At 37.9% G+C, this 23957-nt stretch carries 22 protein-coding genes and 1 pseudogene; 5 read left to right on the forward strand and 18 right to left on the reverse strand.

Annotated features, from left to right (window positions below):
• From DN389_RS27765 to DN389_RS27800, 8 genes and pseudogenes are all read right to left on the reverse strand, one after another.
• Positions 1–2319: pseudogene (locus DN389_RS27765) on the reverse strand (DNA translocase FtsK); the annotation flags it as partial.
• A gap of 155 nt (positions 2320–2474) precedes the next feature.
• Entirely contained in the window at positions 2475–3425 is a 951-nt protein-coding gene (locus DN389_RS27770) for an N-acetylmuramoyl-L-alanine amidase (protein WP_097856814.1), read from the reverse strand.
• Between the two features lie 40 nt (positions 3426–3465).
• A complete protein-coding gene (locus DN389_RS27775) occupies positions 3466–3810 on the reverse strand; it encodes a hypothetical protein (RefSeq protein ID WP_000744398.1) in 345 nt (114 codons plus the stop codon).
• Positions 3811–4004: 194 nt separating this feature from the next.
• Positions 4005–4619: a YtpR family tRNA-binding protein gene (ytpR, locus tag DN389_RS27780; protein ID WP_001006767.1), complete on the reverse strand. Its 615-nt coding sequence runs from the start codon at positions 4617–4619 to the stop codon at positions 4005–4007.
• Positions 4616–5428: a DUF1444 domain-containing protein gene (locus DN389_RS27785; RefSeq protein ID WP_000784602.1), complete on the reverse strand. Its 813-nt coding sequence runs from the start codon at positions 5426–5428 to the stop codon at positions 4616–4618. Before DN389_RS27785 ends, ytpR begins: the two co-directional genes overlap by 4 nt.
• A 78-nt stretch (positions 5429–5506) precedes the next feature.
• Complete coding sequence (locus DN389_RS27790; protein WP_000838193.1) at positions 5507–5821, reverse strand: thioredoxin family protein; 315 nt, start codon at positions 5819–5821, stop codon at positions 5507–5509.
• An 83-nt stretch (positions 5822–5904) separates the two neighbouring features.
• Positions 5905–6414, reverse strand: coding sequence for a DUF84 family protein (locus tag DN389_RS27795; RefSeq protein ID WP_149237830.1), 510 nt, complete (start codon positions 6412–6414; stop codon positions 5905–5907).
• A 287-nt stretch (positions 6415–6701) separates the two neighbouring features.
• Entirely contained in the window at positions 6702–7775 is a 1074-nt protein-coding gene (locus DN389_RS27800) for a M42 family metallopeptidase (RefSeq protein WP_001031515.1), read from the reverse strand.
• A 148-nt stretch (positions 7776–7923) separates the two neighbouring features.
• Here DN389_RS27800 and DN389_RS27805 point away from each other — a divergent pair, with 148 nt between their 5' ends.
• On the forward strand, positions 7924–8235 hold the full coding sequence (locus DN389_RS27805) for a PepSY domain-containing protein (RefSeq protein WP_000118541.1): 312 nt from the start codon (positions 7924–7926) through the stop codon (positions 8233–8235).
• A 149-nt stretch (positions 8236–8384) separates the two neighbouring features.
• On the opposite strand, the gene DN389_RS27810 is transcribed toward DN389_RS27805, so the two are convergent.
• The gene (locus DN389_RS27810) at positions 8385–9239 is read right to left on the reverse strand and encodes a YtnP family quorum-quenching lactonase (RefSeq protein WP_060486701.1); all 855 of its coding nucleotides are present in this window, start codon (positions 9237–9239) and stop codon (positions 8385–8387) included.
• Positions 9240–9309: 70 nt separating this feature from the next.
• On the reverse strand, positions 9310–9963 hold the full coding sequence (gene trmB, locus DN389_RS27815) for a tRNA (guanosine(46)-N7)-methyltransferase TrmB (RefSeq protein ID WP_001239384.1): 654 nt from the start codon (positions 9961–9963) through the stop codon (positions 9310–9312).
• Positions 9964–10191: 228 nt separating this feature from the next.
• On the opposite strand from trmB, the gene DN389_RS27820 reads away from it, so the two are divergent.
• A complete protein-coding gene (locus DN389_RS27820) occupies positions 10192–10470 on the forward strand; it encodes a YtzH-like family protein (RefSeq protein ID WP_001122236.1) in 279 nt (92 codons plus the stop codon).
• 3 nt (positions 10471–10473) lie between these two features.
• On the opposite strand, the gene DN389_RS27825 is transcribed toward DN389_RS27820, so the two are convergent.
• The 4 genes from DN389_RS27825 to pepV all read right to left on the reverse strand — a co-directional run bounded on the left by DN389_RS27825 (position 10474) and on the right by pepV (position 16100).
• Positions 10474–11271 carry a phosphotransferase family protein gene (locus DN389_RS27825; protein ID WP_002096266.1) on the reverse strand — a complete coding sequence of 266 codons (798 nt, stop codon included), beginning with the start codon at positions 11269–11271 and terminating at the stop codon, positions 10474–10476.
• 227 nt (positions 11272–11498) lie between these two features.
• A complete protein-coding gene (pulA, locus tag DN389_RS27830; RefSeq protein WP_098230846.1) occupies positions 11499–13640 on the reverse strand; it encodes a type I pullulanase in 2142 nt (713 codons plus the stop codon).
• A 137-nt stretch (positions 13641–13777) separates the two neighbouring features.
• Positions 13778–14323 (reverse strand): RNA 2',3'-cyclic phosphodiesterase, encoded by a 546-nt coding sequence (gene thpR, locus DN389_RS27835; RefSeq protein ID WP_088123543.1) that lies wholly within the window; start codon positions 14321–14323, stop codon positions 13778–13780.
• Positions 14324–14693: 370 nt separating this feature from the next.
• Positions 14694–16100, reverse strand: coding sequence for a dipeptidase PepV (gene pepV / locus DN389_RS27840; protein WP_098189537.1), 1407 nt, complete (start codon positions 16098–16100; stop codon positions 14694–14696).
• Between the two features lie 357 nt (positions 16101–16457).
• Here pepV and DN389_RS27845 point away from each other — a divergent pair, with 357 nt between their 5' ends.
• Positions 16458–16679, forward strand: a complete 222-nt coding sequence (locus DN389_RS27845) for a DeoR family transcriptional regulator (protein ID WP_000805512.1) — start codon at positions 16458–16460, stop codon at positions 16677–16679.
• A gap of 81 nt (positions 16680–16760) precedes the next feature.
• Here the strand turns inward: DN389_RS27845 and DN389_RS27850 are convergent, their stop codons facing one another.
• Together DN389_RS27850 and DN389_RS27855 are read right to left on the reverse strand one after the other, a co-directional pair.
• Positions 16761–17489 carry a pseudouridine synthase gene (locus tag DN389_RS27850; protein ID WP_001234944.1) on the reverse strand — a complete coding sequence of 243 codons (729 nt, stop codon included), beginning with the start codon at positions 17487–17489 and terminating at the stop codon, positions 16761–16763.
• Between the two features lie 41 nt (positions 17490–17530).
• Positions 17531–19183: a putative polysaccharide biosynthesis protein gene (locus DN389_RS27855; protein ID WP_098189536.1), complete on the reverse strand. Its 1653-nt coding sequence runs from the start codon at positions 19181–19183 to the stop codon at positions 17531–17533.
• Between the two features lie 294 nt (positions 19184–19477).
• On the opposite strand from DN389_RS27855, the gene DN389_RS27860 reads away from it, so the two are divergent.
• On the forward strand, positions 19478–20749 hold the full coding sequence (locus tag DN389_RS27860; RefSeq protein ID WP_000558876.1) for a BaiN/RdsA family NAD(P)/FAD-dependent oxidoreductase: 1272 nt from the start codon (positions 19478–19480) through the stop codon (positions 20747–20749).
• A gap of 263 nt (positions 20750–21012) precedes the next feature.
• Positions 21013–22452, forward strand: a complete 1440-nt coding sequence (locus DN389_RS27865; protein WP_001228003.1) for an MDR family MFS transporter — start codon at positions 21013–21015, stop codon at positions 22450–22452.
• A gap of 32 nt (positions 22453–22484) precedes the next feature.
• On the opposite strand, the gene DN389_RS27870 is transcribed toward DN389_RS27865, so the two are convergent.
• A complete protein-coding gene (locus DN389_RS27870) occupies positions 22485–22808 on the reverse strand; it encodes an ArsR/SmtB family transcription factor (RefSeq protein ID WP_000098837.1) in 324 nt (107 codons plus the stop codon).
• On the reverse strand, positions 22809–23240 hold the full coding sequence (locus DN389_RS27875) for an SRPBCC family protein (RefSeq protein WP_000437758.1): 432 nt from the start codon (positions 23238–23240) through the stop codon (positions 22809–22811).
• Positions 23241–23957 lie beyond the last annotated feature (717 nt).

The following is a 23957-nucleotide window of genomic DNA, read 5'->3' on the forward strand; positions in this document are numbered from 1 at the left end:
TTCTACCACTACTTGCTGCATTGGTTTCTCTTCCACTCGTGATTCTACCACTACTTGCTGCATTGGTTTCTCTTCCACTCGTGATTCTACCACTACTTGCTGTATTGGTTTCTCTTCCACTTGTGGTTCTACTGCCACTTGTTGCATTGGTCTTTCTTCCACTTGTGGTTCTACTACCACTTGCTGTATTGGTTTCTCTTCCACTTGTGGTTCTACTGCCACTTGTTGCATTGGTCTTTCTTCCACTTGTGGTTCCACTACTACTTGCTGCACTGGCTTTTCTTCCACTTGTGGCACTGGTGTTTCTTCTACTTGTTGGACAGGCTTATTCTCTACTCGTTCACTCATAGAAGGTTGCATTGCATTTACTCTAGCCGCATGTCTTTCCATTAATCGCGTTCTGTCTTGTTTCAACATAACAACATTAAATGGGACATGGCGCTTTTTCTGACGTTTTGGTTCTTCTTTTTGTACAATGGGTTGCTCTTCTGAGACCGGTGTTTCCTCTACAACTTGTCGTTCTTCTGCAATCCGTGCTTCTTCTACAGCTCGTTGTTCTTCCGCAATCCGTGCTTCTTCTACAACTTGTTGTTCTTCTGCAATCAGTGCTTCTTCTGCAACTGGTGCTTCCTCTACAACTCGTTGCTCTTCCGCAATCCGTGCTTCTTCTACAACTTGTTGTTCTTCTGCAATCAGTGCTTCCTCTACAACTCGTTGCTCTTCCGCAATCCGTGCTTCTTCTACAACTTGTTGTTCTTCTGCAATTAAAACATCCGCAAAGCTTTGAACATCTTTCTTCGCTTGTTCTTCAGCCTCTGCAACATGTATGAATTCATTCGTTTGTTCAATTGCTTCATTTAAAACCATTTCTTGCTGTGTTTCCTCAAGTGCTACAGGTTCTGCTTCTTCTGGCGCTTCTGCTTCCGCAATTACTTCCACTTCTTCTGATTCTTCTGTTTCTGCAATTACTTCCACTTCTTCTGACTCTTCTGTTTCTGCAATTACTTCCACTTCTTCTGACTCTTCTGTTTCTGCAATTACTTCCGCTTCTTCTGACTCTTCTGTTTCCGCAATTACTTCCACTTTGCTTCTGTTTCCGCAATTACTTCCACTTCTTCTTACTTTTCCGTCTCCTGACTCTTCTGTTTCCGCAATTACTTCCACTTCTTCTGGTGCTTCCGCTTCTGCAATTACTTCCGCTTCTTCTGGTGCTTCTGTTTCCGTAATTACTTCCACTTCTTCTGGTGCTTCCGCTTCTGCAATTGCTTCCACTTCTTCTTGTATTTCCACGACGATTGTTTCTTCAAGTTTTTCTTCTGCTTTGACAATCACTGATTCTTCTGGAGCTTGCTTTTCTACTTCAATAGTAGGTTGTTCTATTTCTGTATTGCGTTTAGTTTCTTCTGATAATATTGTATCCTCGTGCTCTACTTTAGAATCTACTAATTCTGTTTGTAGAATGTTTTTGGCCACTACATCACTTTCTTGCTTAGCATCTTCCATACGCTCAGCAATTGTTTGATGAGGTACTTCACCCGCTGGAACTGCCTGCTGTGCACTAATTTCTTGAACCACTTCTTTTTCTACTATAGGCTCTTGGCGTTCAATTTCATAACCGTTTTTCTCTAGCCATTGATCGACAACTGACTTTTCTTCCTTTTTACTTTGTTGATCTCGCTGATCAACGCCTTCATGACTGGAAGAATTCGTTGCTTGTCCTTCTGAGAAATCAGATAATGTATATCCTTTTTTCTCTAACCATGCATCAACGACTGATTTGCCCTCTACAGATATTTCAAGGTCTTCTCTTTCCTTTTCTTCCTCCTGCTTTTCTACCTTTTTCTCTACAGAAGGACGATTATATCCGTAAATTGGCGAAATCATTTCTGTTGGACGAAATGGTCTACGGTTACTTTCTTGCGAAGGTGCAGATGCCTTTTTTACGACAGGCTCTCGCTCCGGTTCATATTGTACTTCCGGCTCTTCATATGTAGAAACTACCTGTTCCACATACTGTCGTCTACTTCTTTCCACTTTGATTCCTCTTTGAGTAGGCTGATTTTCATATGTTACAACTTGAACAGGTTGTTCTTCAAAATGCCCTGTTGCTATAACATCCTCTTCATCGAACCCATTATCCGGTACTAATGGAAAACGGCATTTACCTGCATTCCTACTTGCCATTTGTGCTTCTCTTGCTTCAGTATAGTGGTTTACACGAGGAATTTTCGACTGACTTTCGATTTGCTTTGGTACTTCTTTATTTATCGCTGTTTGTTCTTCCTCTTTGTTAAACAGCTTTTTCATCCAATCTAACATGCTTACCACTCTTTCTACTAAATAGTAACATCCTTTATTGTATCAGCATTCGGCAAAAAGTGCAGGTAAAATTAAGCATGTCATATTTATCCATAATATTCTAATTTACGAGTGTTTTCATATGGAAAAACGCAGCCTTACATGTAAGACTGCGTTTAAGCTTTGCTCTTCCGATATTCCTCTACACTATCCGTTACACTTTGCAATAAAGAATTTACATACTGTGGGTCAGATAATTTCTTATCTTCTTCAGGATTTGACATAAATCCAAGTTCTAATAGTACGCCAGGAACCTTTGCCCAATTAAATCCAGAAAGGTCATCCCTGAATTTAATTCCATTTACTTTCACTTGATGATTCTCTCTCATTTTATTTACAATCGTTTGAGAGATTTGAAGACTTTCAGCATAAATCTCTTTCGTGTACGGACTTCCTTCTGCCGGCGTCAATACTGCAAATCCACTTTGATTCGGATTTTCAGAACCATCTGCATGAAGACGTAAAAATAAATTCGCCTTATGATCATTCGCAAATGTCGCGCGTTCTTTATTACTTATATCCACATCTTGTGACGTTCTCGTCATTAATACTTGTATTCCCTTTTCTTCTAACTTTTCTTTTAATACGGAAGCCATTTCTAATACAAGAACAGCCTCTCTTTTTTTCGTCACAACACCAGTTGTACCATCTGTCACTTTATATTTTTGCGTCGTTGCTCCTGGCCCGATCGGCTCCAAATTTAAATTTGCTTTTTGTTGATGCCCCGGATCAATAACAACAAGAAACTTTCCTTGTTTTTCATTACTCTCTACTTTTTGTTCATTATTTTGCAGCGGTTGCTCAGCTGGCTGCACTGGCGTAGCTTCCTCTTTCTTTTCTTCAGCCAGCACTTCCTTCTGCTCCACTTGCTCATTCGTTTGAACCGCTTGCGGTTCTTCTTTCTTTTCTTGTTCTTCTTGCTGCTTTTCTACTGGTGCGTCTTCCTTGTTATCTTTGTTTTTTTCCTGCATAGAAGATGTTACTTCTTTTTTCGGCTCTTCTTGCGAACAACCTCCCATATATATTCCAATGAATGCAATCATACTCATTATCTTTATATACTTCATACTTTTCTCCCATCACTTTGCACCGGTCTCAAAGTTTTTCTTATAATTGTTTTATAATCTCATCCATATTTCCAATATGAACGGGTTGCCACGTTTCTGTACCACGCTCTGCAGTATAAACTAGATAAGCATCATCAACTACATTTACGAAAACAGGATCCCCCATATCTGTTTCATATCCGATAACAATCCATTCCTCTTTCCATTTTCCACTTTCTTCACTTAATAATGAATTTTTATGTTTATCATATCGATAACCGATTTGTCCTTTTTCTAATTCATTTTCGCTAAACAAATATATTTCATAGGAACCTAGTTCGATATCTTGCTGTTTTGAAGTTTCAATTCGTTTCAGAAGTTCTGCGATTTTTAGTTGTTTTTTCATACGTCTATCCCCTTCTATTTTTCTGAATTTTAACTAGTTTGTTTATAAAATACAATATAGTTTTTGAGAAAAAAGGTGACATCCTTATATTATGAACGATTTTTTGAATATATCTGTCACAACTCGCAATATATCAATGATTCAACAGAAAAGAGAGGCTGTCCAAAAGGACAACCTCTCTTTTCTTACATCAATTAAAATTTGAACTCTTGTCCAACTTCAAAGCTATCTTCTAATACAAGAATACCTTTTTCTTGTGGAGCATCTGGAAGCTCTAATTCACGTGCCGAGCAAATCATTCCAGAAGAAGGAACACCGCGAAGTTCAGCTGGTTTAATTAGCATACCGCTTGGCATTACAGCGCCAATTTTTGCAACGACAACTTTTTGTCCTGCATCAACGTTCGGTGCGCCACATACGATTTGTAATGTTTCTGTACCGATTTCTACTTTACAAATGTTTAACTTATCAGCATTTGGATGCTTCTCTTTTTCAGCTACATAGCCTACAACAAATTTTGGAGAAAGATCTGCTTCTACTGTTTCTTCAAAGCCGTTCTTCGCTAAAATTCCGTTGATTTTTTCTACAAATTCTTTCGTTAATGTTAAGTTACCTGTTTCTTTTACTTCTAAGTAAGAAGACGCATTAAAGATGTTAAATCCTGCTGTTACATTGCTTTCACGATCGTATACGCGTGCAACATCTCCTTTGCGATCAAAAGTACGGTTCTCTAAAGTAATATCTTGTAAGGCAACAATTAGAGTGTCACCAATTCCTTCAAGGTTGTAAAAAACGTTCACTTCGTTCATCCTTTCTCTTTTCCATCTGTCTTCTTCCGATTCTTCGCTAAAATAAAGATTGGCTCGAAGTCTCCATCTTCATATACGAATGAAAGTGATGTAATCGGAACATGCCCTTCGGCAAAAAATTTCATTGTCATTTGTGCAATAATATCATAACCGATTTCGTTGACGATATCAGCAATAATTAATACATCTTGGTGAGGAACAGCAACAACCATGTCACCAGAAATCTTTTCACGCATCGATTGTAGTAGCGATTCGTTTAAAATACGCGTCGCATCATACCCATCATTTGTGTTTAAAAAGTAGAATGTATTCCCTGCTACTGTTTCTTGTTTAAATTCATAACCTAATGAGCGAGCGTTGAATAATGCCATTTCACGCACTTGTTGCTCTGTAAGTTCTAATTTTTGTAATAGACGCTCATCAATGAGTCGATACGTTTTATTCGAATCTAACGCGTAGTAAATACGTGTTTCCGCCGTATGATCCGTCATAATAAACGGATTTCCTTCTTCTGCTTGTTTCGGGAAAGAAGTAGAGCGAATAACAGGTAAAATTTTCGCTGCGCTATTTTCTTCTTTATGCATCGCAATTAACGCTTCTTGTACGTAATAAGCAACCTCTTCAATTGCTTTTTCTTTGTTCACTTCCCATTTTGCCACAACTCCTGGAAGCGATACGTTAATACCTTTTTTCGAGTCTTTTTGTTCTATACGTAGAACTTCTTTCTCGCTATCATACTGAAAGTCCCATTCTGGGCGAGATAATTTCTTCATTAACTCGTCTTTCATCTTTTTACTTGTCATCTTCATCTCTTTTTCCTCCCTTCCAAAAAAATAACCTCCCCCGCGAAGGTAGAGGTTGTTTTACAATTCAATTGGCAAATTGCCTTATTTTAAACCTTCAATGAACTCTTCGATTTGTTCTTGTGTTTTACGATCTTTGTTTACATAGCGACCTGTTTCTTCACCCTTATTGTACGCTACAAAGCTCGGAATGCCAAATACGTCTAATTTTACGCATAGATCAATAAACTCATCACGATCTACATAGTAAAATGAGAAATCACTATATTTCTCTTCTACTTCTGGCATAAACGGGTCTACAAAACGGCAGTCTGGGCACCATTCTGCTGAGAACATAAAGACTACATTCTCTTCATTTTTCAATTGTTGGAATTGCTCCATGCTTTCTAATGATTTCATCTATATTTCCTCCTCTAACGAGTGCATTTTTTCATGTTATAATCTTTCTTTTATACTACCATACATCGCGCATGGTGCAAGGTTTATGCTTGCTTTTCGTCATACTTATATTGCCCAACAAGTAACTTAACAACGTGTACAAATAATTCCGTGCGGTCGACATAATCATCTGTAAAAATACCGATAGCACCTTCGTGACTACGAATATCTTTTCTCTGTACAAACTCTTCCATCACTTCACTTAACTCCTTGCCATCTTCAAGAGGTACTAAAAAATCATCTGGTAACTTAATACGTGCACCGCCTGCAACGAATGTTTTACCGGTACTTGTTGCTAGCGCGCCCCAGTTACACATAAATAAACCGTGCTCCGTTTTCATTACGCCACCTTCTAATCCAATACCAATTTGAGCTTCTCCTTCTTGTAGCGCTCGCTTCGCTCTATTAACCGCTCCTTGCATCGTCTCTTCATCTGTAAACGGCTGGTTTGCTACCCCTGAAGGAACAGAAAGAGATGTAATTGTAACATCTTTCCAAACCTTCTCCACAGCACCAACTTTCGTTTTATTCTTCGATCCAACTACTACTTTCATTTCGTTCACCTCTATAAAAATTTATCATTTTGTTCCATCCAATATCCGCTTCGGCACAAATTAAGTACCAACCACTATCACACACCACAGTGGAATCCCTTCTACCTATAAAAGAAGATGGCTTTCCGCAATATTATTGGTCCTAAACAAAAAAAACAGGCTTCTTCTTTCTTCCTACCCGCGGTCTTAATACACCATTCGAGCACCTATTAAGCACTAACCGCCACCACACACCGCTGGTTCATCTATTCAACCTAAAAAAAGAAGGGTTTTTCGCCCTTCTTCTCCTACGCGTTATTCTTAATTGTCTCTAACGTCGTTTTATCCGTTGCTCTTACAAGCTTCGTAATGAGTTCTTTTGCTGCCGCATAATCATCAACATGTAAAATAGAAGCATGTGTATGAATGTAACGTGCGCAAACACCAATTACTGCTGATGGGATACCTGAGTTACTTGTATGTACACGGCCTGCATCTGTACCACCTTGTGAAATAAAGTATTGATACGGAATGTTGTGTGTTTCTGCTGTATCTAAAATGAATTCGCGCATTCCTCTATGCGTTACCATCGTACGATCGTAAATACGAAGAAGGGCACCTTTTCCTAATTGACCGAACTGCGTTTTATCACCAGATGCATCGTTTGCTGGACTTGCATCAAGCGCATAGAAAATGTCTGGTTGAATCATATTTGCAGCAGTTTGTGCACCGCGAAGACCAACTTCTTCTTGTACAGTCGCACCAGAGTATAATGTGTTTGGTAATGTTTCGTCTTTTAATTCTTTTAATAATTCGATTGCAAGGCCACATCCGTAACGGTTGTCCCAAGCTTTCGCCATAATTTTCTTTTCATTTGCCATCGGCGTAAACGGACAGATTGGCACGATTTGTTGTCCTGGTTTTACACCAATCTCAATCGCATCTTCGTAGCTATCTGCACCTATATCAATTAACATATTTTTTATATCCATCGGTTTTGCACGTTGCGCGTCACTTAATAAATGAGGAGGAATAGAACCAACAACCCCAATAACAGGACCATTCTTCGTCATAACTTGTACACGTTGCGCTAATAACACTTGACTCCACCAGCCGCCTAACGTTTGAAAACGAAGCATCCCGTTTTTCGTAATTTGCGTAACCATGAAACCTACTTCATCCATGTGACCTGCTACAAGAACACGTGGGCCAGTTTCGTCCCCTTTTTTCAGACCAAATACGCTACCTAAACCGTCTTGCACAATTTCATCCGCATATTTGCTTAATTCTTGCTTCATAAAACGGCGTACATCATGTTCGAAACCTGATGCACCTTGTAATTCTGTTAACGTACGAAATAATTGTAATGTCTCTTTATTCACGAAGTCCCCTTCTTTCAAACCTTAGTAGAATACCTCTTTTATTGTAACGAAATTTTCGAAATGTTTCTAGTTTCTTCTTTTTTAGCTGTATTTGCTTTATAATTATTATTGGTACACTATTTTTATTTTATAGAATTGAGGTGAATATATGAGCTGGAAAGGTTTAGTAGCAGGTCTTGGCGTTGGGTTCGCAGCTGGTTATCTTGTTGCAAACAAAGTACAAGAACAATCCCATATTTCTTCAGAAAAAGCATTGAAAATGGTGAAACAAGCATTAAGTCATAAAGGTGAAATTACTGGCTCTTGGGTACATATGGTTCCAGAGACATTTGAAAAATATGATGTCGCATACGAAGTTTATCGTGGCGGTCTTACAACGATGTTAGATGATATACAAGAACGATTTGAATTTTTAGTTGATGCTAAAACAGGTACTGTTTTAGAGGTTATAGCAGCATAAAAAGGAGGGTTCCCATTAGGTGAACCTCTTATTTTTTAATTGTGGATAGTAATTGAAATTATATGGGCGATTTTCCGAATATATCGACTTACCGACAAAAAACGAAAAGGAGACTGCTCCAACAGACTGCTGGAACAACCTCCCCTTTTTTATGCTTCTACACTCGTTTTCCGCTCTATTTTTTCTACAATATGCCCTTCCTCATTCCATTTTACTGCACGGTAATATGCGTCATGATAAAAAGTAAACCATGCTCCTTTTTCAGCGCCGTACTCCATCCACTTTTGCTTATTTTCAATTGATGTCATTGGATAATCATCGTATGCCATTACCCATAGTACATTTTGATGTGCGTGCGTCGGCAATAGGTCTGCTAAATGAAGCATCGTTTCACCTTTGCTTTCTAAAGCAATAACTGCATGTCCATCACTATGACCACCTGTATGCGCCATTTTTATTTCATCCGTAATTTCTATTTCTTGCTGGAATGTAACAACTTGATCTACAATCGGCTCCCAATTTTCCTTCCAATATGTATTGCGTGACCTGATATTTGGATTCCTCATTTCATTCCATTCCGTTTCGCTTACGTAAACTTTTGCATTCGGAAACGATGGTACAAGGTGATCACCTTCCCATTTCGTTAAACCAGATGCATGATCAAAATGCAGGTGTGTCATTAAGACGTACTGAATATCTTCAGGTTTTAAATCTAGTTTTTCTAATGATTTATAAACCGATGACTCTTCTGTTACACCTTGATTTCGCTTCATCTTCTCATTCAATTTACCGTTTCCTATTCCGGAATCAATGAGCATATTACCGTCTTTCGTTTGCAAAAGTAACGGATCTGTTCGTAAATAAATATGATTTGTATCATTATGTTTATATTTACGTGACCAAAGCACTTTCGGTACAACACCAAACATTGCTCCTCCATCTAAATGTGTGTTCCCGCCTTTTAGCCACGTCACTTTTATATCTCCAATTTGTAACTGTTCCATTTTTCATCCCCCTTTCTTTTTAATATTAACATAAAATTCCGATTATTTTAGTTACAAAAAAACCTATGCATTACTGCATAGGCTCTGTGCGATATTTTGCTTCAACTCGGTAAATACGATGACCTTTACTTGAGAATTTCTCTTCGTATTCTGTCATAATGTTTCCTTCATAATCACTATTATGAAGATCTAGGCTCAGGTAAGTTAATAACATACCATACTCAGCCATACTCATTAGAGAGTATTCAAATAAACCTTGGTTATCTGTTTTGAAATGAATTTCTCCGCCTTCTACTAACACTTCTTCATAATTGCGTAAAAATGTTTTATACGTTAAACGACGCTTCGTATGACGATTCTTCGGCCATGGATCTGAGAAGTTTAAATAAACGCGGTCAATCTCACCTTTTGCAAAGAAAACTGTTAAATCTTCAGCATCTTTATTAATTAACTTTAAGTTCGGTACTTCTTCTTCAATTAATTTATCAAGTGCATCTACAACAACACTTGTGAATTTTTCAATTCCAATATAATTAATATGTGGATTTGCTTTTGCCATATCATACATAAAGCGGCCACGACCTGTACCTACTTCGATATGAATTGGTTGTTCATTTCCAAATACTTCTTTCCAGTTACCAGCGCGCTCCTCTGGGTTTCCGATTACGATATGTGAATACTCATTAATTCGATCCATTGCATATGGTTTATGTCTTAAACGCATAGATGTCTCCCTCTCTTTACATAGCTATTTTAAAGGAATAATTCCTTCTCTCTGTTTTAATCAATCTCCCAAACAAAAAACCAAGTACGTACGAGCACTCGGTCCGTTTCTTTCAAGTATAAGATGTACCATTTTGATAAAAACTACATACAGCATTAAACATTCCATGACGAAACAGCTTTTTCTCGTACATTTGAAGAGAAAAACAATCGAAAGGATGATCCGTTCATGCCAATTAATCAACAACATCAATTAGAAGTGCTGAAAGATATTTTAGTCAATCACCAAAGTGATTGTTGCGGGACAGTTTCTGAATGCGAGCAATTAGAGCGTCTCATTCAATCGTTACTCGCAAACGATAGTATAAGTAGTGACGCTAAAGCAATGCTAAACGATGTATATTCTTATAGTCAATCGGGTAAATCTTCCTCTAATTTGGACAACCACATTTCCAATAATCAAGAACAACTTACTCAGTGGATTGCTGGAATGGACAATTTTTCTTAAGTATTACTCTGAAGCAAGTAGTTGCTGTAAATATTGATGCCAATATTCAGCTTCTGCTTGCTGTTTTTTTGTTGTGTGCCATTGCATAGACAAAATCGTTTGTGCTATTACATACCATCTCATACGCCTAAGCAGCGATTCATCCATTTCAATATCATAATATTCGAGCCACTCGCTCCATTCGTGGCGCGGAATGTACCAATATAATAACATACCAAGGTCTAGAGCTGGGTCAGCAATTACAGCTCCATCCCAATCAATTAAAAACAACTCATCTTCATCCGACAATAGCCAGTTGTTATGGTTCACATCACAATGGCATACAACGAATTCATTGTATTCAATATCTTTTAATGAATCCATTAAATATTGAAGGCCTTGCTGAATTGTTTCATCATCCCTTATATCTCCTCTTAAAACAAGTTGCAGTTGTTGTAATAACTCTTGTGCGTGAAGCGGTTGCTTCCCAAGTCTTTGAATCATCTGTACAAGCGCTTTAGAGGAGTGTATTTTCTTCAAAAGTTTCGCAACACGTTCTAGTTTCATATCCTCTGGCTCTAGCTTCTGTCCCGGAAGCCATTTTTGAGCAGAAATTACATCACCGTTCGTTACCCTTCTTGTCCAAAGTAATTTTGGAACAATTCCTTCTGCTGACAATACCGCTAAAAAGGGCGATGTATTCCGCTTTAAAAATAACTTCTGTTGTCCGTTTTGCGCAATATACGCATCGCCCGTTACTCCACCAGCCGGTACAAGACTCCACTCTTTTCCTAATAATTGTTCCAACCATTCCATATTCATTACCCGTTAACAAATCCTTATCTTTTATAGTTATGAAAAGAAAAACCGCAACATTTCTACACATGTTGTGGATTCATATATTTTACTGTAAATGAAAAGAAAACTTGGCATAAGCCAAAAACTCTCTATTTTATTTTACAAAACCAGTCATAGAATGACAACTTATCAAAATCGTCACCTTTGTCAATTCTACATTTATTACATTCTCATCGTCAAGTAGCGATTTGTCACATTATCGTCAATATATACGTGCTAATCGGAGCCAGCTGAAGTTCCTTTCCTCTAAATGAAGAAATTGGCTCTATTTTCGCTTGCTTTTCGTTTACTAACACATGCCACGTTTCTTCTTTCGGAAGTTGCACCGTTTTAGCTTCTAAACCGCTATTAAATAAAACTACAATCTCTTTCCACAGTCCAAACGATTCTGCATGCCCTAGGTGATATGCAAGTACTTCTGGAGAGGTTTGCAAAAAAGTCATGTGCTTTTTTATAAGGTCTGCGTTTTGTAATCGGAATGCTCCGTGCTCTTTACGAATCGCAATTAAACCTTTTATATAGTTAACGGTCTCTATCTCGTTCTCTTTTTGATCCCAATCTAATTGATTAATTTCATCATTTGCATTATAACTATTTTCATTTCCTTGCTTCGTACGATAAAACTCTTGCCCAGCATGTAAGAAAGGAATACCTTGCGAAAGAATCACCATTGCGCTCGCTAGAAGGTGACGTTTTTTCAAAATCTCTTCTGGCTCTTCATTACTGCGCATTAGTTTATCCCACATCGTCATATTGTCATGACATTCTACATAGTTAATGCTTTGCACAGGCTCTAGAAACAGACCTGTTTCTTTCATACTCAAAAGACTTCCCGATGCTATATACTGCAAATGATTACAGTCTACATGCCCACCAAATGCAAAACCACGTTTATTTATATGAAAGGTACTCCCTTTTATCCCATCACGAAATTGATCATTAAATTGCGCAATATGCGGCATTTTCTTTGCATTATTTAACGTTGCTTTTTCCTCTAGAGGAAGTGGTGTTTGTAGCTCCCACCCTTCTCCTAATAACAATGCATCTCGCTTTATGTTTCGCACTTCTTTTTCTATTATATTCATTGTATCGACATCTAAAATTCCCATTAAGTCGAATCGGAATCCATCAACATTGTATTCAGTAAGCCAATATAAAATAGACTCTACAATGAATTTCCTCATCATTTTCCGTTCAGATGCTATATCATTCCCGACTCCCGTCCCATTAGAAGGCATGCCATCTTCACCATGACGAAAATAATATCCTGGGACAAGCTTTTCAAATGATGATAGCTCTCTTTCATACACATGATTATATACAACATCTACAATCACTCTAATACCGTGCTCATGAAATGTTTCAATCAGTTGCTTACACTCTACTATCCTGTTATACGGATCAGAGAGGTCTGTAGCATAATATCCCGTTGGCGCATTGTAATATAATGGATTGTAACCCCAATTATATGCAGCGGAAGGATTCGCCTCATCTACACCACCGAAACAATATAAAGGCAATAATTCAACATGTGTAACACCCAAATCTTTTATATGAGACAAGCCTGTTAACGTCCCATTCCGCCCTGTTGTTCCTTCTTCCATTAACCCCTTATATGTTCCTTTTCTACTCACTCCGCTGCCCTGATGAATAGTAGCATCACGAATATGCAGTTCATACAATATGGCATCTGTCATTGCCTGTAATGGTGGTAATTGCTCTCGTCTTGTTACATTTGTCTTTTCCAAATCGATAACAACGCCGTACGTCCCATTTACAGTCACTGACTTTGCGTAAGGATCCACAGCTTCATTCCATATTAAATTAATACAAACAAGAAATGTATACTTTGCTCCGGCTAAATCGCCTTGTAATGTATGAGTCCAAACCCCATTTTCTCCTCTATGCATTTCATGATCGGTATATTCTTTATCACTTTTATAAATCCTTACTTTCGCAAGCCTCGCAGTTGGAGCCCATACTTTAAATGTCGTTGCTTCTTTTTGATACACGGCTCCTAAATCTGTACCTTCGTAGTAATACTTTTCATCGAAAATCGCTGTTCTTATGACAGCACCTATTTGTAAATCTGTTTCTTCATTCCGTTCATCTCGTACTGTATAATACTTCCCCACATCTAGCGGCTCTTCTATAAAGCACTCATACTTCGTTGCATCCGGAAGCGCAATTGTATGAGAAATCGGTAAATCTTTCACATTACTTCCTTCTTGCAAACGAAATGTCCGGCTTGTTCCATACGCGTGTGGGAGCAAAATTGTAATTTTATTCATTTCATCTAAATAGGCATCAAATGGACGTTTTACTTTCAACATAAAAAAATCACCATCATTCTTAAAATTAAATGAAACGAGCTGCAAATGATAAGGCTTTTCTTATCAGCAAGGCTCTATACAGTAACACATTATTCTCTATAGTATATTCACCTGTATAAAAAACGTTTTCATACATTCTATTTTTGTAATTTTATTTCAGCAATCGCTTTATACTTCGGTGTCTCCTTCACATGAGATTCGTATAAAGTAATCGTATCCGCTTGAAATGATATTTCAGGCACTTCCTTTATATGTTCTAAATCAAACTTCTCTTCTCCTACCCATTTACGAGCAACAGTAATATGCGGATGATACGGGCGCGTTTCTAAAGACAATCCATTCCCTTCACAAATAACGTGTACTTGCTTTTGTAATTGAAACAAATCGTAATTCTCACTTACCTTCGCCCAAAAAATACGCGGTCTATCTTCCATACCGAACGTTGAAAATCCTTGCAATGTGAACGATAGTTCTTTCATTTCTGTAAGTGTTTGTAATCCCTTCTTTATTCCTTCTAATTGTTCCTCTGTCGCACTACCTAAAAATGAAAGGGTAATATGATAATCTTCTTTATGTACCCACGAGCGAAATGGCAATTTCTCTTTCATTTCCTCTTTATAGTTAGACAGCACTTCTTTTATATGATTTGGTAACGTAATCGCGACAAAATAATGCGGCTCCATGTACATCTTCTCCTTCTTTCTATTGTTGCTTTTCTTTCTTATCTCATTCAATTAAATAGAATCAAACTTCCCTACAAGTCTAACCAAGTTAGGGTCGCGTTAATAAATTGAAACTTTAATCAGTGGGGTTTTGTCCATCCCCTACTGATTATCAGCCCTCACCAATCGGGCTTTTACGGGCAGTTGATCCCCACCTAACTTCTTCGCTTTCGCTAAATTTTAAAGTGGGGGTCTTACTGCCCGTTAATGCGGGATAAATGAAATTATATCAATATCTCGACAAGGGATATCGACTTAACAACAAACGCTACGTAACAGAAAACCGTCCCAAAATATGTATTGGGACGGCCTCTTCTTATTTATATATCCATTACTTCGCTAATTCATGAATTGCTTGCGCGTAAATTGCTGTTGCTTTTAATAAGTCTTCAATTTCAATGTACTCGTCTTTTTGATGCGCAAGTTCTTCTTTTCCAGGGAACAACGGACCAAACGCAACGCCAGCTTTCAATGAACGAGCGTAAGTACCGCCGCCGATTGCTAATAGTTCGGCTTTTTCTCCTGTTTGTTCTTCATATACGCGCTGCAACGTACGAATTAACACGTGGTCTTTATCAACATGATGTGGGCGAGAGTTTGAATAATCCGCCACTTTAAATCCATGATTACCAACGTATTCTTTTAACTTGGCAATCATTTCGTCAAAGTTAGTCGTAACCGGGTAACGTACATTTAATCCTAAATTACCACCATTCTCTTTCGTATAAGAAAGGCGACCAACATTCACAGTTAACGGTCCGCTAATATCGTCTTTATAAGAAATACCAGCTTTCTCTCCTAAAATATCTCCTTTAAATGTTTCTGTTACAAAGGATGCAAATGAAGACCCTTTTCCATCAAGAGCAACTGTAGTTAAGAAGTTTGCCAGTAATAAACCTGCATTCTCACCCTTCTCTGGAGTAGATCCGTGAGCTGAAATCCCTTTGATTTGCAACGTCACCGTATTACCTTCTACAATTGCTTCACCTATTTTTTTAGCAGTTTGTAAATACTCTTCATATGCTACTGTAAGTGCATTTACATCTTCTCCTGTAATAATCGCTTCTGCAAAATCAGGAACCATATTTAAACGGCGACCTGATTCAAATGAAACAAGTTCATATGTACCTTTCTTTTCTTCACTACCACTTTGCACAACTTGTATATCAGAAATTCCTTTTTCTGCATTAATAATTGGAAAATCTGCGTCTGGCGCAAAACCGATTGTTGGCATTTCTTCGTTTTTAAAGTAGTGATCTACACATTTCCAATTGCTTTCCTCATCTGTTCCTAAAATCATGCGAACGCGTTTTGAAAGAGGCAAACCTAATTCTTTCACAATTTTCATCGCATAATAAGCTGCCATCGTTGGGCCTTTATCGTCAATTGCACCACGTGCAAAAATCTTTCCATCGCGAATATCTGCACTATATGCCGGAGTCGTCCAGCCATCTCCTTCTGGCACAACATCAACGTGACAAAGAATACCTACTAACTCTTCTCCTTGTCCCATTTCAAGATGACCTGCATACCCTTCTAAATTTTTAGAAGCAAAACCTTCAGTTTCTCCTTTATGTAACATGAAAGATAAAGCTTTTTCTACACCTTCACCGAATGGTGCGCCCTCTTTCGCTGATTCTTCTTCCCATACACTTTTAATTTGTAAAAATTGTTGTGTATCACAAATTAAATCATCTTTTCGTTTTGCAACTTCTTCTGTCCAATTAATCGCTGACATCACGCATCCATCCTTCACTATATTGTTTCTTTCATCATAACAAACCGAAATCTCTTATGCCATATACGAAACTTAAATACCTAACAATTGTAATATTTCAGATATTTCTTATTAGTTTTTCTTTTATTTTTCTAAAAAAATTTGCAGGAATTTGGCGTTTTACGTAGAATTTTATGTGTTAGTTGACTGACCATATATACAATGTCAACTACCAATATTTTTCTATATGAATATTTGTTAAATTTCTGTAAAATTTAAGTAGATTAAAGCATGAATTTTATCATGTAGAGTACAATGGTAGTAACGACCTTCTTTCCTGAATGGGGTCAAAAAAACTAGTAGAGGAGTGGTTTTCTCTTGAAACCTACAACTACTCGTATGCTAACACGCATTAAATCAATTTATATGTACATCAATGAAAACGGAACGGTAACGACGAAAGACCTTGTAGATGAGTTCGGGATCACACCGCGAACGATACAACGTGATCTAAATGTGTTGCAGTTTAATGAACTCGTGTATAGCCCTTGCCGCGGTAAGTGGACAACAACAGGAAAGAAAGTGAGAATGACCTCATAATGAACAAATAATTGTATGTAAATAAATACATACCCCTTTCTAACTCGTTAGAAAGGGGTCTTTTCTGCGCCAAAAACAGCACTATTTCTCCGTATCTACTTGATATGTTTTTAACATTTCTACTTCTTCATCTGATAGCTCTCGGTATTGTCCAAGTTCTAGCTCTTCATCTAATACTAATGGTCCCATCTCTGTTCTCTTTAGGTAGACTACTTTTTTCCCTACCGCTTCAAACATACGCTTCACTTGATGGAACTTTCCTTCTGTAATTACAAGCTCGATTTCAGAAATCTCATCGCTTTTTAATATTGTAAGTGCACCTGGCTTTGTTTCATAGCCATCATCTAAAATAACACCTTTAGCAAACTCTTTTACATCCTCTTCTGTTACTACTCCTGCAACGTGTGCATAATATTTTTTCGGCACATGCTTTTTCGGAGATAACAATTGATGTGATAACTTCCCGTCATTTGTTATCAATAAGAAACCTTCCGTATCAATATCAAGTCGTCCAACTGGGAACGGATCAAAGATTGCGTCTTCTAACTCTAATAAATCTATTACCGTTTCATGATTATCATCTTCTGTCGCTGAAATAACGCCTTGTGGTTTATGCAACATTAAATAAACAAACTCTTTATATTCCACAACTTCTCCGTGAATCATAACTTCTTGCTCTTCTACATTTACATGAACCTTCGCATCTTTCACTGGCGTTCCATCAATTTTCACAACGCCGTCTTTCAATAATTTCTTTACTTCTTTTCTACTTCCATATCCCATATTTGCTAATAATTTATCTAATCTCACGTTTTTCACCTTCTTTGTTTATCATAGAAAAGGGGACGTAATTACGCCCCTTTTGATTTCAACTTTATTTTGAATCTATTGCCAAGTTTACGTTGGATTTTCTCTAACGCTTCTCCGCCAAATACTCGTTCAAGTACTCCTGTGCGAATTGCTAACAATCCATACACAAGACCACCAATACCTGCACAAACCACAACTGTAATAAGAGCACCCATTCGGCCATCAGGTGAGATCATGAAGGACAGAGTCCATTGTGATAACTTTACAGCAATGACCATTACAAGTGTTAATACTGCAATTTGGAAAGTTCTCTTATATACAACACCAAATGAATAGTGTACATGTTTTTTGATTTGTCGATTCGTATACCATACGGAAGCTAAGAATCCGACTGCAGTTGCTAAAATCGCTCCAACTGTACCGAAATAACGAATAAAGATTACGTTACATACGAATTTCAAAATAACACCCATAATAAGCGCGACAATCGCATGTTTTTGTTGATTGATTCCTTGCAGAATTGCTGCTGTTACTGTAAATAAAGCGAATAACAACGCAACCGGTGCATACCACATTAATACTTGTCCACCTAGTGGATCTGAGTCATAGAACGCAGTATAAATTGGATATGCAAGTGTTGAAATACCGACAACTGCTGGCAATGTTAAGAACATATTTGCCTGGAATGTTTGTGTAATTTGTAACTTTAAATAGCGGTATTGTTTTTCAGTAAATGATTTTGTAATCGCTGGTACAAGCGTTAAACTAAACGCTGTTGCAAGCGATACAGGAATCATAATTAATTTATGCGTCCACATTGTGAAAATACCAAGCGCTCGCTCTGCGATATCACCTTGGCCAATCGCTTGCATAATTGAGTTAAATGTCAATGTATCAATTTGTTGATATAAAGGAATTGTTAACCCAATTACAACGTAAGGAATCGCATATGCAAATAATTCTTTAAATAATTGAACCGTACTCACTGTCGATTCTGGTACAGTTTGTTCAATTAAATATTGATCCAAATGTTTTTTACGTTTTAACCAGTACCAAATGAGTACACCGAGCGCTCCAACTGCTGAAACGAACGCAGCAAATGTCGCTACCCCAACTGCTGTTGCAACTGTACCGCCAAGTACTTTAATAACGATAAAACTACCCACTAATAAAAAGACGATACGAATAATTTGTTCAATAATTTGCGAAACAGTAGTCGGTCCCATCGATTGGTGACCTTGGAAATAACCACGAATTAAACTCGCTGCTGGTACAACAATAAGTGCAAAACTTACAAGACGAATAATCGTCGTAACTTCTTCTACATTACTGTGTATACTTTGTTTACCAAGCATTGCTTCTGCAAACAGTGGCGCTGTCATGTATAGAACTAGGAACGAAAGAACTCCTGTTACTATCATCATAACCATTCCCGAACGGAACATTCTCCGGCTCGTTTTATAATCGCCAAGCGCATTATATTTGGAAACAAATTTGGAAACAGCAAGCGGCACCCCTGCCGTTGCAATACTTAAAAAGATCGTATATGGAATGTATCCATATGTATAGAGCGTTCCGCCTTCTGTACCTACTAATGCATGAAACGGAAAGACGTAAATCATGCCTAAGAACTTTACTAAAAATGTCCCTAACGTAACAATAAGCGTTCCGCGCAGAAATTTCGAATCGGACATACAAAAATCCTCCTACATCTACATAAAGTGAAACTTTAATCAGTGTGGGTGTTCTTCCCCACTGATTATTAGTTGAACTATTCGAGCATTTACGGGCTACCAAATTCCCTTTTTATTTCTCTTACATCTTAAGGTTTTTGTCTTATTGCCCACAAATAGCAGGATAGTGCTGAACTCTAACTTTTGTATTGTACCACAATTCTCTCCTTAAGCAGTACTCCACTCTATTTTTCTTTTAAGGGAAAACATGCTATTCTTTTAGGCAGGAAATGTAGAAAATGAGGTCGATATATTATGCATTATGATGTTATTGTCATCGGCGGCGGGCCTTCTGGGCTAATGGCTGCAATCGGTGCTGCAGAAGAAGGCGCAAGTGTCTTACTTCTTGATAAAGGAAATAAACTAGGGCGTAAACTTGCGATTTCTGGTGGTGGTCGTTGTAACGTAACGAACCGTCTACCACTTGATGAGATCGTTAAACATATACCAGGAAATGGCCGCTTCTTATACAGCGCTTTTTCTATTTTCAATAATGAAGATATTATTACATTCTTCGAAAAGCTTGGCGTGCAACTAAAAGAAGAAGATCATGGTCGCATGTTCCCTGTATCAAATAAAGCACAATCAGTAGTAGACGCACTTTTAACACGATTAAAAGACTTAGGTGTAAAAATCCGTACGAATACACCCGTTGAAACAATTGAATATGAGAACGGTCAAACGAAAGCAGTCGTACTGCAAACTGGCGAAGTGTTAGAAACGAATCATGTCGTTATCGCTGTTGGCGGAAAATCCGTTCCTCAAACTGGCTCTACTGGAGACGGATACGCTTGGGCTGAAAAAGCTGGGCATACAATTACAGAGCTATTCCCAACAGAAGTACCAATCCTTTCAAACGAACCATTTATTCGTGATCGCTCCTTACAAGGTCTTGCTTTACGCGATGTTAACTTAAGCGTATTAAACCCGAAAGGAAAAGCTATCATTTCTCACAAAATGGACATGCTCTTCACTCATTTCGGCCTATCTGGTCCTGCCGCTCTTCGTTGTAGCCAATTCGTCGTGAAAGCACTGAAAAAGTTTAAAACGAATACGATTCAAATGAGTATCGATGCATTGCCAGAAGAAAATAGTGAACAACTATTCCAGCGCATGCTGAAACAAATGAAAGAAGATCCGAAAAAAGGGATTAAAAATGTATTAAAAGGTTATGTTCCTGAACGTTACTTCCTATTCTTATTAGAAAAGAATGAAATTGATGGCAGCGAACAAGCTGGACAAGTTTCTCACGAGAAAATTCGTGCACTTGTGAAAGACTTTAAAGAGTTTACTGTGAATGTAAATGGTACGCAGTCAATTGAAAAAGCATTCGTTACTGGCGGCGGCGTATCCGTTAAAGAAATTAACCCGAAAGAAATGTCTTCTAAATTCACGAACGGCGTATATTTCTGCGGAGAAGTTCTTGATATTCACGGTTATACTGGCGGCTATAATATTACATCTGCTCTCGTTACTGGTAGAATTGCCGGAACAACAGCTGGAGAAAACGCAAAAATGCAATATTAAAAAAAGAAACAGGGCTTCCTGTTTCTTTTTTTATAGGTATATGAAATTATATCAGCGTTTCTACAATTATATCGGCGATTCCTCGAATATATCAGCGTTTCTACAACATATATCGGCGATTTCTTAAATATATCGACTTAGCGACAAGGAACGACAAATATACGCTCCTCCTAACTTCCCATTGCTTTTTTGTTGCTTTATATACCTTAGTACCTTTATATTTTATATTGTTGAATATTTGAAAAAGGGTAAGGGGAAAAAATATGAGAAAAAAAGTCATGATGTCTTTAATGCTAATGACGTTTCTTTCTGCGGTAGAAGGAACGATTGTTAGTACAGCGATCCCTCGTATAACGAGTGATTTGTCAGGCGTCGAACTTGTTAGTTGGGTATATGCAATTTATATGCTTGCAACAGCTGTTTCGACTCCAATATACGGAAAGTTAGCTGATTTATTCGGCCGTAAAAAAGTTTTACTCATCGGAGCTACAATCTTCTTAATCGGTTCTGCGCTTTGCGGAGTCGTTACATCAATGGAACAATTAATCTTCTTCCGTGCTCTTCAAGGTATAGGTGCTGGTGCTGTTATGCCGATCACAATGACGATTATTGGAGACTTATATAGCGAAGCGAGAGACCGCGCGAAAGCACAAGGTTGGATGAGTGCCGTTTGGGGTGTATCGGGTGTTATCGGACCGTTAGTCGGTGGATTTTTAGTTGATTCTCTATCTTGGCGTTATATTTTCTTCTTAAACGTCCCATTTGGAATTATCGCTTGCTTAATGATCGCCATTTACTACAAAGAATCTATTAAGCCCGCTAAACACCATATCGACTATCTTGGTGCAACAGTCTTCTCATTAAGTACGATCGCTCTACTATATGCATTATTAACAGGTAGCAGTAAGCAAAACTGGGGCGACATAACAATTATCGGCCTATTAATCTTCGCCGTCGTTTCATTCATTATTTTCTTATTCATCGAGAAAAAATCTCCGGAACCATTAATTCCGCTAGCACTTTTCTCTAACCGTACATTATCTACAATAAACATATTAACGCTCATTGCTGGCGCAATGATCATTAGTATTACAATGTACCTTCCAATTTGGAGCCAAGGTGTATTAGGAAAAAATGCGACAGAAGCCGGACTTATTTTAATGCCAATCCCTGTTATGTGGACATTTGGCGCTATTTTCTCTGGTAACTTAGTAGGCAAATTAAAAACGAAACAAATCATTTTACTTGGAGCTAGCATTTTATCAGTCGCTACATTCTTATTATTTACATTATCAACAAATTCACCATCGTTCCTTATTTATGTAGCAGTCGGATTATTCGGATTAGGAATGGGGCTTGTGACACCGATTTACATGGTAACAATTCAAGCAGCCGTACCAGCTCATACACGCGGAACAGCCGTTGGTTTAAACACATTTATTAATACATTTAGCCAAACGTTAGGTGCTGCAATCTTTGGCACAATCTTTAATACGATGATTCATGCACGCGGTATTCAAAACCTTGATCTTGTATCTGGTGGCGGACACGGAGGAACTACAGCAAACGTAGTAACCGAATCGCAAGAGGCATTAGCATCAAGTGTACACGTCATTTATATGAGTACTTTCGTATTAGCAGTATTTACACTAATTATCGCTTGGATTTTATTGAAACCAGCTACTCAAACAAGTGAGCAATAATAAAGAGGATGACCATCTCGGTCATCCTCTTTTTATTCTTCATTCTCCACAATATGTTTCAGCATAGATAATTTATTATCCCAAAAACGTTCATAATATGAGAGCCACTGTTGTAATTCCTCTAATGGTTCTGGATGCAAACGATATATCTTCTCTCTTCCGCTTTTTCTTCCGCTTACTAAATTCGCTTCCGAAAGAATATGAAGGTGCTTTACAACCGCAGTACGACTCATCGGAAAATGATCCGTTATTTTGGAAATCGGTAACTCTTTATCACTTAATAACCGTATTACTTCTCGGCGGGTTGGATCAGCAATTGCTTGAAATACATCATATTTCGCTGCTGATGAAGACACTTAGCCTTCAACAACCTTTTTCAGTTTTTCATTTACAATCGCTACCCAGCCGCCACTCATTCTATCGCGAATAATAGAGCTCTTCGCATTCGCTTTCGGAAGAATTTCATCAGGATGTTTCCAGCCGCCGTGAATTAACGTAAATTCTGTTTTATTATCTCCTAGGTCTTTCAGATTAAATGAAACGACCCAGCCATCTGTATCCCATGAGAAAGATAGATGGTTTGGTTCATCAATTTCTAACACTTTACATGGGGATGGGCCAAATGGTGATTGCACATGAAATTCATGTCCTACCTCTAATGCAAAATCATTCGGCATAAACCATGACGCAATCCCTTCTGCAGTTGATACTACATTCCATACTTTTTGAATAGACGCGTTAAAAACGATCGTTTGTTTAATATCATTTAATGTATTTTGTTGTTCCATTTTCATTCTCCTTTATTCGGTAATTAAATATAACACCTTTTGGTTACACTTCGATAATATAACACCTTTTAGTTTCATGTCAACGCTAATTCTTTTTTACTGTTGAGAAATTCTCAACATTTTTTCAACAGGACAAACACCCTCTGAGCATTTCCTCATAATATACTCACAAAGGCAACAAAAAATAAAAACTTCTCTCAATATGAAACTCCATCATTCATCTTGAAAGAAGCGCCTTACGTATATCTTGCGTATTTCGTCTCTCCTCCTTCCCTCGGGGACACTACGCGAGATATGAAAAATCAGAAGGAATATGCCCACCATTTGAGTAGGTAGTTATTTCTCTTCTCCTCAACATTTCCTTAGGAGCGAAATGACTACCGACTCACTTTTTTCAAACAAAATAAAAAGGGTAACTAACTGTTACGATTTATTTAACAAATTATAACCAAAGTTAATTAAATATATCAGTAAGCCCTGCTAGTCAAGTGATTGGCTAGTAGTGAGGGTTAACTGCGGGCAATCCCTAAAGCTGATTGAACTACAACGTGGCTAGAAATAGCGAGCGTGAATGTCGCGAAAGCAGAAAAAATCAATCAGATGGTGCAAGGTTAAATCCTAAACACTAGAACAATGGGTCTTCCGCCTCGAATCATCTAAGTCAAAATGGATAAGATGAACGTTCAACGACTATCTCGTATAACTGACGAGAGTACA

This window comes from Bacillus sp. AY3-1, assembly GCF_008368785.1.
Classification (GTDB): domain Bacteria; phylum Bacillota; class Bacilli; order Bacillales; family Bacillaceae_G; genus Bacillus_A; species Bacillus_A wiedmannii.

Coding starts and splice junctions, on each gene's coding strand:
- thpR (WP_088123543.1), bottom strand. CDS start 14,323: ATGGAGCCGCATTATTTTGTCGCGATTACGTTACCAAATCATATAAAA.
- DN389_RS27875 (WP_000437758.1), bottom strand. CDS start 23,240: ATGGAACAACAAAATACATTAAATGATATTAAACAAACGATCGTTTTT.
- DN389_RS27770 (WP_097856814.1), bottom strand. CDS start 3,425: ATGAAGTATATAAAGATAATGAGTATGATTGCATTCATTGGAATATAT.
- DN389_RS27810 (WP_060486701.1), bottom strand. CDS start 9,239: ATGGAACAGTTACAAATTGGAGATATAAAAGTGACGTGGCTAAAAGGC.
- DN389_RS27795 (WP_149237830.1), bottom strand. CDS start 6,414: ATGAAAGTAGTAGTTGGATCGAAGAATAAAACGAAAGTTGGTGCTGTG.
- DN389_RS27775 (WP_000744398.1), bottom strand. CDS start 3,810: ATGAAAAAACAACTAAAAATCGCAGAACTTCTGAAACGAATTGAAACT.
- DN389_RS27805 (WP_000118541.1), top strand. CDS start 7,924: ATGAGCTGGAAAGGTTTAGTAGCAGGTCTTGGCGTTGGGTTCGCAGCT.
- trmB (WP_001239384.1), bottom strand. CDS start 9,963: ATGCGTTTAAGACATAAACCATATGCAATGGATCGAATTAATGAGTAT.
- ytpR (WP_001006767.1), bottom strand. CDS start 4,619: ATGAACGAAGTGAACGTTTTTTACAACCTTGAAGGAATTGGTGACACT.
- DN389_RS27820 (WP_001122236.1), top strand. CDS start 10,192: ATGCCAATTAATCAACAACATCAATTAGAAGTGCTGAAAGATATTTTA.
- DN389_RS27785 (WP_000784602.1), bottom strand. CDS start 5,428: ATGAAGATGACAAGTAAAAAGATGAAAGACGAGTTAATGAAGAAATTA.
- DN389_RS27860 (WP_000558876.1), top strand. CDS start 19,478: ATGCATTATGATGTTATTGTCATCGGCGGCGGGCCTTCTGGGCTAATG.
- pepV (WP_098189537.1), bottom strand. CDS start 16,100: ATGTCAGCGATTAATTGGACAGAAGAAGTTGCAAAACGAAAAGATGAT.
- pulA (WP_098230846.1), bottom strand. CDS start 13,640: ATGTTGAAAGTAAAACGTCCATTTGATGCCTATTTAGATGAAATGAAT.
- DN389_RS27790 (WP_000838193.1), bottom strand. CDS start 5,821: ATGAAATCATTAGAAAGCATGGAGCAATTCCAACAATTGAAAAATGAA.
- DN389_RS27825 (WP_002096266.1), bottom strand. CDS start 11,271: ATGAATATGGAATGGTTGGAACAATTATTAGGAAAAGAGTGGAGTCTT.
- DN389_RS27855 (WP_098189536.1), bottom strand. CDS start 19,183: ATGTCCGATTCGAAATTTCTGCGCGGAACGCTTATTGTTACGTTAGGG.
- DN389_RS27865 (WP_001228003.1), top strand. CDS start 21,013: ATGAGAAAAAAAGTCATGATGTCTTTAATGCTAATGACGTTTCTTTCT.